Genomic DNA, 12,539 nt, shown 5'->3' with positions numbered 1-12,539 from the left:
AAGTGCTCCAGCAGAAACGGATCTGCCGTGGTCTGCGAGCCATTGTAGAACTTGATCCAGGCGTAATCGTCGATGCCGCTACCGACGTCGCCGCCTCTATCGTCATCGTCGCGAAACTGCTTGATCGGATAGCCGTTCTCGTCGGGCGTCTCGTTGAACAGGATCTCGGCCTTCTGGTCGTCGACCCAGAGAACAAGATCCTGAATGCCCGTCTTCGACATGGGCAGGTTGCCGAGCTCGATCACCTGCGTAAGGTTGGCGTTCGGCGTCTTGCGGAAATCCCCCCACGTTTGAACGTACTTCCGCTTGCCCGATGTCGCGTAGTATCCGACAACGGTTGCAACCGGGATGTCGTCGCCGATTTCGATGTCGAGCTTGACGCCGATCGGCTTCTGCTGAGGCGTCTTGGCCAACGCCTTTTGCAACAAAGACGAGGCAAGGTTGAAAGCGATGCCAAGGATGATCTTCGTCAGGGCGCTGGCACTGGCAACCGCGGTCGATATCGCCGAAGCAATAGCAACCAGCGGTCCCGCATGCGCAGGCTCCGCCGCCGTCAGCACCAGGAATGCGACGTTCAAAAGCAGGATGATGAGCTTCATGGATTATCCGACCCGAAAGGCACGCGCTGCGGCGGCTCGGTCAATGTGGTTGATGCCGGTATCGGCGAGCGTGAAGATCCGCTCGCCGTTCAGGACGCCGAGCGAATGGCGAAAGGGCGTATCGACCGGGATGGCCATGATGTCGCCGATCTGGGCTTCGGATGGATGACCGTATTCCGGCAGGTAGGCCGCCACCATGTCCGCAAGATCCTTGAAACCAGCGCCGCGCATGACGCGATAAGCCGACTCCGCANGCTTCGGATGGATGACCGTATTCCGGCAGGTAGGCCGCCACCATGTCCGCAAGATCCTTGAAACCAGCGCCGCGCATGACGCGATAAGCCGACTCCGCATCATCATAGGCGCCATCGAACTCGGCATAGATGTTTTCGCCCGTAAGCACCTCGACGATGCGTCCGGCGAACTTGCAGGCGCAGTCGTTTGTCTTCCAGTCGAAGGGCGTGCGACGCATCTCGTCGAGAACGTCATTGAACGGCCCAACCCATAGCGGGAGGCGCTTCAGCTCGATCATTTNAGTCGTTTGTCTTCCAGTCGAAGGGCGTGCGACGCATCTCGTCGAGAACGTCATTGAACGGCCCAACCCATAGCGGGAGGCGCTTCAGCTCGATCATTTTTGCCCCCAGTTCGGCTTCCAGTTTTTGACGGCGCCGGCGTATTTGCCAAAGTCATCGTCCTGCCGCTTCTTCTGTTCTTCCGCGGAAGACTTGGCCGGGTTCTTGCGGGTGAGCATCGAGATCGCGTCCGAGTTCGTCTTGATCTTGACGCTGCCCTGGCCGCCGATGCCCGGCGTCTCGATCGGAGATCCGTCGACCTCACCGATCCAGACGAGAGCGGGCGCAGCGGCCAGCAGGCGCGAGCCAGGATCAAGCAAGGCGTCCCAGATCTCGACCTTTGCGAGCCGGATATTCATGCCGCGCACGGCCTCTTGGATGGCGGGCGCAATCTGGCTTGCACCGACAGTGACCGTCTGGACTGTAAGATCGGTCACGCGCGGGATCGGCCCGACATCGAGGCCCACGCCACCGTAGAAGAGTCGCGTTTCGGTCAGCCCGGTCAGTCCGCTCGTGACCGTGATCGACTCGTCGTCGTTCTCTGACCAGAAGCTGACGATCTTTGGCGTCATGCTGGTCAGAAGCGTGCCGGTGATGCTCACCAGCTTGCGGGGCACAATTCCGCGCTCACGCGCATTGACCAGCGCCGTGTAGAAGGCAGGATCGACGTTTCTCATTTCTTCTGGATCACCTTGAAGCCCGCGCCCTCGGTATGGAGCTTGCGGGCACTTCCGGGATTGTGCGAGCCGGGCATGATCACGCACTTGCAGTAGGGCTTGGCGAGCCTGACGGCCTGACCAGCCGAGATCCCGCTTTGGACATACGGGAAGACGCCAATCTGCCCCGTGTTGCCGCTTGCGTTCGCCGTTGCGGTCTCAGAGATCTCGAAGAAGCCCACGCGCTGCGGATTGCTGCCATAGAGGACCGTGAACTTGTCACCAAGGGTGAGAACGTAACCGGCCGGCAGCCCTGAGAAGGCGATTGCCGAACGGTCGCTCGATATCGACGCGATCGTGACCGTCGACGAGCCGAGGACCGAGCCCGTCGGATCGCTCTGCGGATACAGGGAAAGCGGGTCGCCGAGGTAAAAACTCTCCTGAATGCCATGCAGCTTGCGGATCAATGCGGCGATCTGCTTTGCCCGGTTGTTCGGCATCATGATCAGCTCGACCGTCCCGATCCAAAGCGGGCTGGAAAGCTCGGCCTGCCACAGGCGGCCGTCGCCGCCGCCTGAGTTCTCGTCGTTCCGCTGGATGTCCCAGACAACGGTGGAAATCGCCAGCTGATCAGCGAAGGTGGCGAGGGAGTAGGGATAGGTGACCGTCATCCAGCCATCCTCTTGCGCGGATTGCGGCGATGCTCTTCGATCCGCTCAGGCAGATACCGGTTGTTCTCCTCGATCGCGTCCTGAATTGCCTTCAGGTTCTTTTCCGAGACATCGCCTTGAACGATGACGTCACCGCCGCGGATCGTGACCGATCCAGATGCCCGATCCTTCCCGCCGGCCGGTACGCTGTCGTTCGCGGCGTCCTGGATCGTCGATCGCCGCTGCGGCATGCTCGCAGGCCCGCCCACTAGTCCACCAGCCGCATATCCGGCCCAGCCGAGGCGCATGCCTTCGACCGCGCCAATGCCGCCAGCGCGCGCGATGTCACTCTGCGACCAGACGATCTCGCCTTTGTGGACAACGCCGGCCGGCTGATTGCGTCCACCATGCCCCGTGAAGCCGCCATCGGCGTATAGACCGAAACCGCCTCCCGAAATGCCAGTCCAGACGCCGCCACTGATTGCTCCGCTGAACTGGGCCGAACTGTTGAAAATGCTCTGCCCGATGCCCGTGAGCGACGTCAACGCACTCAACAGCCCTCCGCCGCCAGATTGAGCGGCTGCCAACGCCTGGCCGAATTTGGACAGGCCGCCGCCGAGGCTGGTCATTCCCTCGGCTGCGACATTGTTCGCAGAAGCGAGGCTGCTGGTGCTCTGTGCAGCATTCTGGCTGCCAGCTGCCAGCTTGTTGACCGCAGCTGTTGCCGTATCCATGCCTTCGCTCTGAGCCCCCGGCCACAACGCGCGCTGGGAGGAGTTGAGGCCACCTTCCCACGACCCGCCACCCATGCCGACGCGCCTGCCGGCGAGGTCGAAATGCATGGTATCCGCGGCGCCGTACTTGCCCTTGCCGCCGCTGAAATAACCGCCCCAGCGCAAATCCTGCGCGAGCTCTGGATACTTCTCCATCTGTACGCCACGGGCCGTCTGCGCGAACTGCTCATATGTCCGGAAGCTCGACGCATCCTGGTAGTTGCCGAGCATCTTGCCTGACACGAGGTCGGTGATCTTGACGTCTGTCGCTAGCCCCTGCCCGTGGAAGCGCGGATCACCAGGCCGGAAGCCCGACATCGCGTCGACCTTGAAGCCTGGGAAGCGCTGCGCAGCCGTGTTCAGGATATCCGTCAGCTTGGCATCGACACCGCTCTTGTAGTTGCCGACGAAGCTGAGAGCCGATCCCGCCGCACTCCGGACCGCATTGTCGTTTGCAGCCGCAGCAACCGTGTTCGCAATTCCAGCGCCCGCCGACGCGGTCGACGAGGCTGCACCAACAACAGGCGCGGCCGTGCCGATCAGGCTGAAGATCCCGGTGCCTGCCGTCGAGCCGCTACCGGGCTTGCCGATGATGCTCGACACGAAGCTGTCGATCAGACTGTCGGTGATCCGGTTCGTCACCTTCATGAGACCGTTCAAGAGCGCGTTGCCAAACGCCTCGCCAATGCTGTCGCCCTGCTCGAGCCCGTCGCGGAAGTCGGTGAAAAAGCCGGTGATGCCGTCGCGCAGCGCAGCGATCTGCATGTTCTGGCGCATCATCAGAGCTTCTTGCGACGACAAGTCAACGGACAAGCCGGCGCCACGCTGGCGAGTTGCAATCTGCTGATCTTGCGAGGAGCGGTAAAGCTGGTCACGCTCGAACTGCAGATCGTTTGACAGCTGCGCACGCGCACGCGCTTCCGCCAGGCGGCCATGCGCGGACGCGGCCTGGTTGATCAGCTCGATCTCCTGACCGAACACGCGCTGGAACTCGGTCTCCGACGTGATGCCGTTGCGGGCCGCCTCGGATCGCAGCTGAGACAGAAGCGAATACTGCGTCTGCAATTCAGCCGTCTTGCCGACCGTCTGCCCGATGACAGTGATCTCCAGCTCCTGCTGGCGAATGCCTTCCTGGAGCGAACGGACACGTTCCTGTTGCGCCTCGGAAAGCTGATACTCAGCCTGGACACGAGCTTGCGTGCCGGCCATGGCGATCCGCGACTGTCGCGCCGCCGCGTCCTCACCATCGACGATCTGCACAGCAGCCTGCGCACGGGCGGCCGCTTCCTTGTCGGCCGGAGACTTCGCGCGCATGGCGGCCATGTCTGCATCATACTGACGGATGCGCTGGCTCTGCGCTTCCTTCAACTCATACTCGGCACGCGTCAGCGCCTGTGTCTCCGCAAGCTGGATTCGCATGGTCCGGGTCGGGACTGACTCGATAGGATTGTAAGTGTTTTCTTCGCGCATCCGCGCCACTGCCGCGTGCTCGGCAGGTGTTCGAGCGCGCATCTCCGCTGCCTCAAGCTCTGCCGAGCGCTGCATCGAAAGCTGACGAAACGCCTGGTCGGCAGCGAAGGCAGCCCCGACATCACCATAGTTTCGGCTGCCAGCGTTTTGAAGCGCACGTTGCGCGCGCTCCATTTCCGCCAGAGCCTGCGCCGCTGCCTGCAACGGTGCAACCAGCTTTGCGATCTCGTCGGCCTGCTTTGCGTATTCCGGCTTGAGGGCGGCCGTCTTGTAAAGGCTATCGTAGAACGCCTCGAAGTCCGGTTTTCCAGCTTTTACCCCGTTGCGGAGCTGCGTGATCGCGTCGTTGAATGCGGAGAAATCCTTGCCAAGATACGAGCTTTTGGCGACATATCCGCCACGCGTCAGCGTCCCAACCTCATCGAAGAATTCGTCGCCGGTTACCTTCGTTGAGTTACGCAAGCCGCGAACATCCGCGCCAGCCTGGAAGTTCAGCGCATTGACGCCCTGCATCGAGAAGCCCTTGGCTTTTGCGATCAGGGAGCCATAACGATCCTCCAGCGCCTTCAGCACGTTCCCATGGTTCTGCAAGACAGTATCGAGTTTCTTCGCATCCTCCTCGGACGTCGCCAGACCAATGCCGAACTGGATCGCAGCCGCAGCGCCTGCCGTCAGCCCGATCGTGGCGATCGACAGAGGACTGACCAGGCTGACAAGAGCAGCACCCGTCGTCGTGACGGCCTCTTTCAATCCCATGCCGGCAAATCCGCCGGCAAGCTGCGAACCTTGCTGAAGGCCGATCATGGCGGGGCTCATTCCGCCGGCTGCCGTCATCGCGATATCCTGGAACTGGAACATCGCGTTCGTTGCGGTATGGTTGGGCTTGTTGTCATTCACAGGGTTGCGATCGAGACTGGCCACATATTGCTCGTGGCGAGCCCGAGCCATGGTCTGCGCTTGAGCCAGTTCCGTCGTGCTGATCTCGGCACGATCAGCAAGCATGGCATATTCCGCCAACTCGCTGTTTAGCCGCGCCTGAGACGCGCCAACCGGGTCTAGCTGTGCCCGCAGCGCCGTCGCCTTTTGGGCAAACCGATCTGCCTCGCGTGCAGCCTCCTCGAACACGGCAGCCGAGCCGCGCGCAGACGTACCATTGCCATTGACGCCAAGGCGGGCATTCAAGTCGCTGGCGAATGCACTCCCCGTCTGCGTGGCGCGAAGACGCTCCATTTCCTCCCGACGCGCAAGCTCTTCGGCAAAGACAGATGCGCTGTCTGATGCCCGACTGCCCGCTGCGGCGCCCACACCGAGCGTCCGGTTGATGCTGGCCTGCGCCTGCGATGCAGCCTGTTCTGCCGCCTGCGCCAGGCGCGCTTCGGCTGCCATGCGCTGATAGGATTGCGCGAGGTCGTCGACAGCAGCACTCTGAGCGGTGATCCGACCGTTGGCTTCGGCGATCGCCTGCGACAGGGCAGCATTGCCCTTTGCAACGGAATGCGATGCGTCGGCCGCCACGCCGTATTTCCGCGACAGGTTTTCCACCGCGACCGAGGCCTGCTCGGCAGACAAGCGGCCCTTGTCGAGGCCGGCGCCCACAGTCTTCAATCCGCGATCGAAGTCTGCCTGGGCGGCATAGCCGGTCACGAACTGGCGCTTGATCCGCTCGATCCCGTCGGCCGCCGACGAAATCTTAGTGTTGGTCGAGGCGGCCGTTGTTCCAACTGCCTCCATGGCCTGTGCTGCCTGCCGGCCGGACTCCGACATGGCCCGGTCGGCGGCAACCTTGCGGTTTGCGCCGGCAGCATATCCGTTCGCATCGAGATCCGCCGCAACGCGCAGCGAACGAAGTTCCATGGCCATGATCTACCTCGGGAGGACGTCAGCTCGCTGAAGCTGCTATTTTCTGCTTTGCCTTCAGCGCTTCTGTTTCCAGATGGACACTGTCGAGCAGGCCCATGAAGCGCCGGAAATGCTCGAACTCGTCGAGCGTCAGGCCGTGGTCCCGCGCATACTGGCTCATCACCATGTACGAGATCGGGCTTTCGCCACCCATCGCGCCGTATTGCCGGTCAAACCGGATGGCATCNCGTCAGGCCGTGGTCCCGCGCATACTGGCTCATCACCATGTACGAGATCGGGCTTTCGCCACCCATCGCGCCGTATTGCCGGTCAAACCGGATGGCATCAAAGGCGCGAAAGTAGAACTCGTGCCAGGGGCGAGGCTCAAAGTCCTCGTCCTCGGCGTACTCGTCAGCCGTCAGCCAATCCTCGTCGGGATAGGCTTCGGCGATCTCATCGATCCACGATTGGTGCTTCGCAGCCCCCGAACGCTCTAGGCGGCTTCGGAAGGCTGCTCGGAGTTTCCCGCTTCTTCCTCGTCGTACTCGACCTCGACTTCACTGACAGCCGCAGCGCACCATTCCACCGCCGAGATGACGTTCCGATACTCGGGGTTGGTCATGATTTCGGCCGCCGTCGCTGCATCATAGGCAACGTCGAGACCGCGCCAGCCGTGGAGCAGATGCTCGTGGTAGAGCTTGCCCAGCTCGACGAGCATGACGTTCGGCGGTACCGGCTTTTTCTTGTACTTCCGGCCGAGCCGCTGCATCAGCAACTCACGTTGTGTTCGGTATGCCGGCAGATGGAGGGAAGAGACGTTGAACTCGACACCGGGCCAATCAGGGAACTCGATCCAGTCACCCTTCTCTTCGCGGGTCAGGTCAGCCTTGAGCGATGCAAGCTTGACGGTCATTTCACTGTGTCCTTGTTCGAGATTTCAATGACGACGGCGCCGTGGACGACCTCTGTCAGAAGCTCGCCGCGCGCGTGAGCGTAGTTGCCGTCCGGCGTGCGAATATGCCTTTTGATCCAGCCCTCACGAGCGTCGGCTGTAACGACTGCCGCCTCCTTCTGCCCGTTCAGAAAGATGCTGACTTTCTTCCTGTCTCCGCGCAGCATTCCGTAGGGGATGTAGCCGGGATCACCTTCCTCGACGGATATGCGGTGGAAACCTTCGGGAGCCGTGACGCTGGCAAAGGCGACCGCAGGCAGAGCAACAACGGCTGGCGCGGCTTTCAGAAAGCTACGCCTGTTCATCGTTCGCGCCCTCTTTCGGTTCGCGGAGCTGCGTGCGCGGGGCGACCAGCCCTTTGTCTCGCATCAGCTGCGCATAGGTTTCGGGCACCGGCACGCTTTCAACGCCGGCGGTAAAGCGGGTTTTTGTCTTCTCGTCCGGGTAGCCGTCAAAGCTCTCGGACGGCGTGAAGGTGACAAGCTTCTCATCAAGCTTCTTGGTCATGCCACAGCCCTCGTCAGCGTCATTGATGCGGCGGACGTCGGATCGAACTTCGCCTGGAAAGGCATTTCGATGATGACCGACTGATTGTTACCGCGGACCATCGGGCCGCCGCTCATGCCCTTCATCTTCGGGATGGCGAGGGTGTATTTCGCGCCTGTCGCCGCGCCGACCGTGAGCGCCAGCGACAAGTCGTCATGGTTCAAGATCGCATTGTAGAGATCGAGGTTCTCAAACAGCGCCGTGACCGAGCCGGAAACGTCGAAGCGTCCGAGGCCATGGCTGTACGTCTCGTACTGCCCCAAGACCTCGTTGGCGTAGATATTGTTGTTGATCCGGATCGACGCGGCCTGCAGCTTCGGAGATGCCGCAATGCCGCCCATCGTCAGCGTGCCGATATTGAGTGCGGCGTTGAGAACAGGCGTGGTCGACGCTGCAGCATAGGTGGCACCGGTGATGATGGCCGTGGCAGGCGCCGGCGAACCGAGACCCATCACGCCGAAGTTCGCGGTGATGAACTGCTTGGCATTCAGCTGCAGATCGAGGGTATTGATCCGGCAGCCGCGATAACGCGTGTAAGCATCGGCTGCGCCCTGCTCGAACGTCTTCTCGAATGCGAGAGTCTTCGGCGTGCGCCCGTTCTTCAGGACGTCGCCGGTCCAGTCCGAGCAGAACAGGGCGGCCAGCAGATCGTCATAGGTGCCGTAGCTCAGCACGCCGTTGATCGGGCCCGTGACGGAGCGGCCGACATCGACGATATCAGAGACGTTGCGATCGTCCCGGATCTCGTCCGGAATGGCCGTTTGCTTTTCGAGCGTGATGCTTTCGCTCGTGTAGCGCAGCGACTTCCAGGAAGGCGTCGCAGGAATGACGCCTATGGCGGCTTCCACGAGATAAGCAAGCCGCGTCTGCGACCCTTCGGCAACTGTCATGGCTGTTCTCCAGATAAGGCCCGTAGGCGTTATGGGTTGGTGGTATAATCCTGACGGTCCCACGTGATCGTGGCCGTCATGGCGTAATAGCCGCCGAAAGAGCGGCCGGGATCACCGGCGCCGATCGACATCTGGCGAGGGTGAAGGTCGCCGAGCGGGCGTTCCCGGAAGAGCATGGTTAGGCGTTCGGCAATGCCTCGAGCGTCCCGGCTGCCGGCACCATTCGGCGTCATCACATGCAGATAGACAACACCGGACTCGAGCCAAAGATTGCTGCCAGGTGCGCCAACAGTCTGCTGTTCGAGCATGTCGCCGACAACCTCGACATAAACGAAGGGCGCGGGAACATCAGGTGTACTGAAGCCATCATTCTCTTCGGAAACCGGCGTCTCTACCCATTCGGCCAGACGGGTCATGATGAGGTTGTAAGCGTTGAGGCTGGACATTCAGAACACCATGTTCATGACGACGGAGGGATAGGTGATCGACATGCCCTTCTGTCGATCCTTGCGGCCGCCCCCACGCTTGAGGACGTATGGCATTTGCGAATGGACGCCCGAACGGATGTCGAGCCACTTCGTCTCGAACTGGAAGGCGGCAGGCGTATTCCGACCCTCGTTGCCGAACCGCCGCGCAGCGTCGCGTTTTGCACCGTCGAAGATCGCATTGCGCTTGGTGCTCAACTGCCCGGTCTCGGCCTTGCGGACGTACGGCTGAAAGTTCGTGATCACGACCTCAGAGCGGCCGCTGATCGCGTCGAAGTTCGTCACCGGCATTTGATCCGCCAAGACAATGAACGATGCCCTGAAGCGCCCAGATCGGGCTGGCGCACGTTGGCGAAGTCGATCAAGCACGAAGGTGATGACCGGCTCCCAGAGCGCAAATTCGTAGATAATCGGACCAGGCGCGACGACCTCGTCCTCGGAGGATGCCGCACGGCCGTTTACATAGAGATCGTAGACCCGGCTGGCGCCTGCACTCTGGGCCTTCTGCAGCTCCTGGCGAGCAAAGACGGCGAGCGCCTTGCTGATCTGCTCAGGCTCAAGATCCACTGTCGCAAGCTGGAGTTCGCGGTCGAACGCATCGAAGTTGGCCATCAGCCGCGCGCCAAAAGCGTATAGCGCACGAGCACATTTCGCATCCGTATGGGCTTCGGGATCTCGATGTTCAGTTCCCGTCCGTCAACAAGGACCTTGTCGCTCTTCTTCAGCGGAGCAAGCCCACCCAAACCGGATGGGCTGATGATCACCACGAGATCGGTGAGCTTTATGTCGCCAACGAGCTCGTCGTTCTTCACCGGGCGCACAAAGGCGTTGACAGTGACTTCGTGCGCCTTGATCCGAGGCGAGACATTTCCCTCGTAGCGATAAAGCGAGATGAGTTCCCCGCTGAGCGCCAGCGCCTTGTCCAGCTCGGCAATAGCTTCCTCAGCCTTGAACATCACGGTCCCAACAGGTTGCGATATCGGATGAGCTGACCTGCCACAACAGGCGGAACAGCCGCTTCACCGGAGCAGCCGGGAATGGCACCGACCCAATAGTCGCGCTTTGTGCGCATCACATCGGGAACATCGATCTCCTCGCTCTTCAGCGAAGGATCGCGCTCGCGTTCCAGCCAGGCAAAGCGGAAGAAGTCGAGCGCGGCCATCTTCAGGTCGGCCGGAATCTCTTGGAAGCCTGCCTTGTAGGTGACGACAATCTTCCCCGCCCCCCAAGTCACGATTTGGTCGTCGTACAGCCGGCGCAGGATCCCGACCTCTGGATCAACGTAATGATCGGTACCAGTCAGCATCGATCCGCCGATATTGAGCGAGACGATCTCCACCTCATGACGGCGCGCAAGCAGAAGGTCCTCACCGCGAACCCCACGGAACGTTTCTTCCAACGTTTCCTGAAGAAGCGTCGGCACAGCCCCCGCCGCAACGGCGACATTGCATTCTGCACAGATCGACGCAGCGACACGCCGATCCATCGCCTCGAGCAGCGGATCCTGCGAAGTGTCCACGGAGCGCAGGCCTGCCGCAGCCCGTCGCTCGTCCGGCGTCAGTAGCGCCAGATCTGCCGCTGGCGTGACGATCCGCAGGATGCCCCGCATCAGGCCTGCGCCCCGGAGGTAGCCTGGAGCCCAGCTTGGTCAGCAGCCTGAAGTGCAGCAATAACGTCGTCTTTGGTGCGCGCGCCAGACACGTCGACGTCGCGATCAGCCGCTAGAGCCTCAAGTTCCTTGCGCGTCAGTTTATCGAAGTCGATTGGCGGAGGCGAAACAACATCGGTTTCGACTTCGGCCTCGACGTCGAGCGCAGCAGTTGTGCTCTGCGATGCAATCAGATCGGTCGCGAAAGATCTGGCCGCCGGAAGGTTCGGAAGGAAACCCTCGTTGAGGATAACGCCGCCATCGTCAACGACATCAAAGCCGCCGCCAAGAGACGGTACCGCGCGCAAGCCTCGTGGCATCTCTTCCGGCGACGGATGCTGGAACTCTTTGACCTCGATGAGGCCGGCTTCCGCAATCTCCTCGTCCGTGACCGGGGCGCACGTGCCCATGGCGAGGCTGGACGTCGCGGCGACAAACGGGAGGGTGATAATATTGCCGGCTTCGCGGCCGATCAGTTGGCGAACGAACATGGGAGATCCTTCTGCTGGAGCAAGGCACCGCCGGCGAGCGGCGGAGCTTCAGCGATCAGTTGATGATGGCAGAGGGCGGCGTGGACTGCTGNACGAACATGGGAGATCCTTCTGCTGGAGCAAGGCACCGCCGGCGAGCGGCGGAGCTTCAGCGATCAGTTGATGATGGCAGAGGGCGGCGTGGACTGCTGGTACCGCAGATCCACCAGGATGAACTTCGCCTGAGTAATGTTCGCGGCATTCGAGGCGCCCGTGGTAAGGTAGATGCAGTCGAAACCATTGGCGAGGTCGAGCTGTGCAGGGTCGATCTCGAAGATGACCTGCTTGTTCTTCACCGCTGCATCCGTGGTGTAGCTCACCGCATCGCTGCGCCGAATGAGCGTATCGGTCAGCGAGGTATCAAGGTTTGCCCAGATCGGTACAGCATTGGCGAGGGGTTTGGCGCCGGTACCAGCAACATCTGTCGCCTGCATGATGGCAAGTGCAACCGTCGCGGCATTGCCCTGCGCAAGGTGGACCTTCACGTATGCCTTGCCGGCATTCTTCAGGCTGACGATATCCGAAGAGCGGCCGGCGGCGTCGGCAGCTGGCGGCAGGGCTTCAACCAGCTTCATCTGCTGGGGAAATGTGAACTTGGTCATTCCGTTGATCTCCTGTGTGAATCTGATGAGGCAAAGGCCGGGGCCAAAGCCCCGGTTCGGTTCGGCTCGTTACGCGCGTGTTTCGAGCGTGATGAACGGGCTCTGCGTGGCCGTGCCCTTGTAGGGCGTCATCGGGTTGGACCAGATGGGCTGACCGTTGAACCGGTAGACAAAGCGGAAGCACGTCTCGTCGTAGATGAAACGGACATGGATCGACGACGCGAATTGCGTCGGGCCCTTGTCGATCGCCAGATACTGCGACAGGTCGACCAGCATGATGTCGCCAGCCGTGCCGAGCGTTGCGGCGTACTCGACGGGGATGATCGG

General features: G+C 61.5%; 15 protein-coding genes and 1 pseudogene. 1 reads left to right on the top strand and 15 read right to left on the bottom strand.

Annotated elements, in window-relative coordinates; genetic code table 11:
• From ASG25_RS08515 to ASG25_RS08490, 4 genes and pseudogenes are all read right to left on the bottom strand, one after another.
• Positions 1-599, bottom strand: a pseudogene (locus ASG25_RS08515) (hypothetical protein); the annotation flags it as partial.
• Positions 600-1,227: 628 nt separating this feature from the next.
• The gene (locus ASG25_RS08500) at positions 1,228-1,848 is read right to left on the bottom strand and encodes a hypothetical protein (RefSeq protein WP_062472548.1); all 621 of its coding nucleotides are present in this window, start codon (positions 1,846-1,848) and stop codon (positions 1,228-1,230) included.
• Complete coding sequence (locus tag ASG25_RS08495) at positions 1,845-2,498, bottom strand: hypothetical protein (RefSeq protein ID WP_062472546.1); 654 nt, start codon at positions 2,496-2,498, stop codon at positions 1,845-1,847. Before ASG25_RS08495 ends, ASG25_RS08500 begins: the two co-directional genes overlap by 4 nt.
• The gene (locus ASG25_RS08490; RefSeq protein ID WP_062472544.1) at positions 2,495-6,580 is read right to left on the bottom strand and encodes a phage tail length tape measure family protein; all 4,086 of its coding nucleotides are present in this window, start codon (positions 6,578-6,580) and stop codon (positions 2,495-2,497) included. The genes ASG25_RS08495 and ASG25_RS08490 overlap by 4 nt, the downstream gene beginning before the upstream one ends.
• A gap of 227 nt (positions 6,581-6,807) precedes the next feature.
• Between ASG25_RS08490 and ASG25_RS23220 the strand changes: the two genes are divergently transcribed.
• A partial coding sequence (locus tag ASG25_RS23220; protein ID WP_210168459.1) for a hypothetical protein occupies positions 6,808-7,056 on the top strand: 249 nt, incomplete at its 5' end.
• Here ASG25_RS23220 and ASG25_RS08485 read toward each other — a convergent pair.
• The 11 genes from ASG25_RS08485 to ASG25_RS08435 all read right to left on the bottom strand — a co-directional run.
• Positions 7,053-7,472 (bottom strand): hypothetical protein, encoded by a 420-nt coding sequence (locus ASG25_RS08485; RefSeq protein WP_062472541.1) that lies wholly within the window; start codon positions 7,470-7,472, stop codon positions 7,053-7,055. The two genes, ASG25_RS23220 and ASG25_RS08485, sit on opposite strands and share 4 nt — an antisense overlap.
• On the bottom strand, positions 7,469-7,816 hold the full coding sequence (locus ASG25_RS08480; protein WP_062472539.1) for a hypothetical protein: 348 nt from the start codon (positions 7,814-7,816) through the stop codon (positions 7,469-7,471). The genes ASG25_RS08485 and ASG25_RS08480 overlap by 4 nt, the downstream gene beginning before the upstream one ends.
• Entirely contained in the window at positions 7,803-8,018 is a 216-nt protein-coding gene (locus ASG25_RS08475; protein ID WP_062472537.1) for a hypothetical protein, read from the bottom strand. The genes ASG25_RS08480 and ASG25_RS08475 overlap by 14 nt, the downstream gene beginning before the upstream one ends.
• The gene (locus ASG25_RS08470) at positions 8,015-8,947 is read right to left on the bottom strand and encodes a phage tail tube protein (RefSeq protein ID WP_062472535.1); all 933 of its coding nucleotides are present in this window, start codon (positions 8,945-8,947) and stop codon (positions 8,015-8,017) included. The genes ASG25_RS08475 and ASG25_RS08470 overlap by 4 nt, the downstream gene beginning before the upstream one ends.
• A gap of 29 nt (positions 8,948-8,976) precedes the next feature.
• A complete protein-coding gene (locus ASG25_RS08465; RefSeq protein WP_062472533.1) occupies positions 8,977-9,393 on the bottom strand; it encodes a phage tail terminator-like protein in 417 nt (138 codons plus the stop codon).
• Positions 9,394-10,044, bottom strand: coding sequence for a hypothetical protein (locus ASG25_RS08460; protein WP_062472531.1), 651 nt, complete (start codon positions 10,042-10,044; stop codon positions 9,394-9,396).
• Entirely contained in the window at positions 10,044-10,388 is a 345-nt protein-coding gene (locus ASG25_RS08455; RefSeq protein ID WP_062472530.1) for a hypothetical protein, read from the bottom strand. The genes ASG25_RS08460 and ASG25_RS08455 overlap by 1 nt, the downstream gene beginning before the upstream one ends.
• Entirely contained in the window at positions 10,388-11,041 is a 654-nt protein-coding gene (locus ASG25_RS08450) for a hypothetical protein (protein ID WP_062472528.1), read from the bottom strand. The genes ASG25_RS08455 and ASG25_RS08450 overlap by 1 nt, the downstream gene beginning before the upstream one ends.
• Positions 11,041-11,571 (bottom strand): hypothetical protein, encoded by a 531-nt coding sequence (locus ASG25_RS08445; protein ID WP_062472526.1) that lies wholly within the window; start codon positions 11,569-11,571, stop codon positions 11,041-11,043. The genes ASG25_RS08450 and ASG25_RS08445 overlap by 1 nt, the downstream gene beginning before the upstream one ends.
• Positions 11,572-11,726: 155 nt before the next feature.
• Positions 11,727-12,212 (bottom strand): hypothetical protein, encoded by a 486-nt coding sequence (locus ASG25_RS08440; protein ID WP_062472524.1) that lies wholly within the window; start codon positions 12,210-12,212, stop codon positions 11,727-11,729.
• A gap of 69 nt (positions 12,213-12,281) precedes the next feature.
• Positions 12,282-12,539 (bottom strand): phage major capsid protein (locus ASG25_RS08435; RefSeq protein ID WP_156466866.1); only part of this gene is annotated, 258 nt, incomplete at its 5' end.

Source organism: Rhizobium sp. Leaf384 (genome assembly GCF_001424065.1).
In the GTDB taxonomy this organism is placed as follows: Bacteria; Pseudomonadota; Alphaproteobacteria; order Rhizobiales; family Rhizobiaceae; genus Ferranicluibacter.
Note: the sequence above shows the minus strand (reverse complement) of the source record. Positions and strands in the feature narration are given on the sequence as shown.

Coding starts and splice junctions, on each gene's coding strand:
- ASG25_RS08500 (WP_062472548.1), bottom strand. CDS start 1,848: ATGAGAAACGTCGATCCTGCCTTCTACACGGCGCTGGTCAATGCGCGT.
- ASG25_RS08495 (WP_062472546.1), bottom strand. CDS start 2,498: ATGACGGTCACCTATCCCTACTCCCTCGCCACCTTCGCTGATCAGCTG.
- ASG25_RS08490 (WP_062472544.1), bottom strand. CDS start 6,580: ATGGCCATGGAACTTCGTTCGCTGCGCGTTGCGGCGGATCTCGATGCG.
- ASG25_RS08485 (WP_062472541.1), bottom strand. CDS start 7,472: ATGACCGTCAAGCTTGCATCGCTCAAGGCTGACCTGACCCGCGAAGAG.
- ASG25_RS08480 (WP_062472539.1), bottom strand. CDS start 7,816: ATGAACAGGCGTAGCTTTCTGAAAGCCGCGCCAGCCGTTGTTGCTCTG.
- ASG25_RS08475 (WP_062472537.1), bottom strand. CDS start 8,018: ATGACCAAGAAGCTTGATGAGAAGCTTGTCACCTTCACGCCGTCCGAG.
- ASG25_RS08470 (WP_062472535.1), bottom strand. CDS start 8,947: ATGACAGTTGCCGAAGGGTCGCAGACGCGGCTTGCTTATCTCGTGGAA.
- ASG25_RS08465 (WP_062472533.1), bottom strand. CDS start 9,393: ATGTCCAGCCTCAACGCTTACAACCTCATCATGACCCGTCTGGCCGAA.
- ASG25_RS08460 (WP_062472531.1), bottom strand. CDS start 10,044: ATGGCCAACTTCGATGCGTTCGACCGCGAACTCCAGCTTGCGACAGTG.
- ASG25_RS08455 (WP_062472530.1), bottom strand. CDS start 10,388: ATGTTCAAGGCTGAGGAAGCTATTGCCGAGCTGGACAAGGCGCTGGCG.
- ASG25_RS08450 (WP_062472528.1), bottom strand. CDS start 11,041: ATGCGGGGCATCCTGCGGATCGTCACGCCAGCGGCAGATCTGGCGCTA.
- ASG25_RS08445 (WP_062472526.1), bottom strand. CDS start 11,571: ATGTTCGTTCGCCAACTGATCGGCCGCGAAGCCGGCAATATTATCACC.
- ASG25_RS08440 (WP_062472524.1), bottom strand. CDS start 12,212: ATGACCAAGTTCACATTTCCCCAGCAGATGAAGCTGGTTGAAGCCCTG.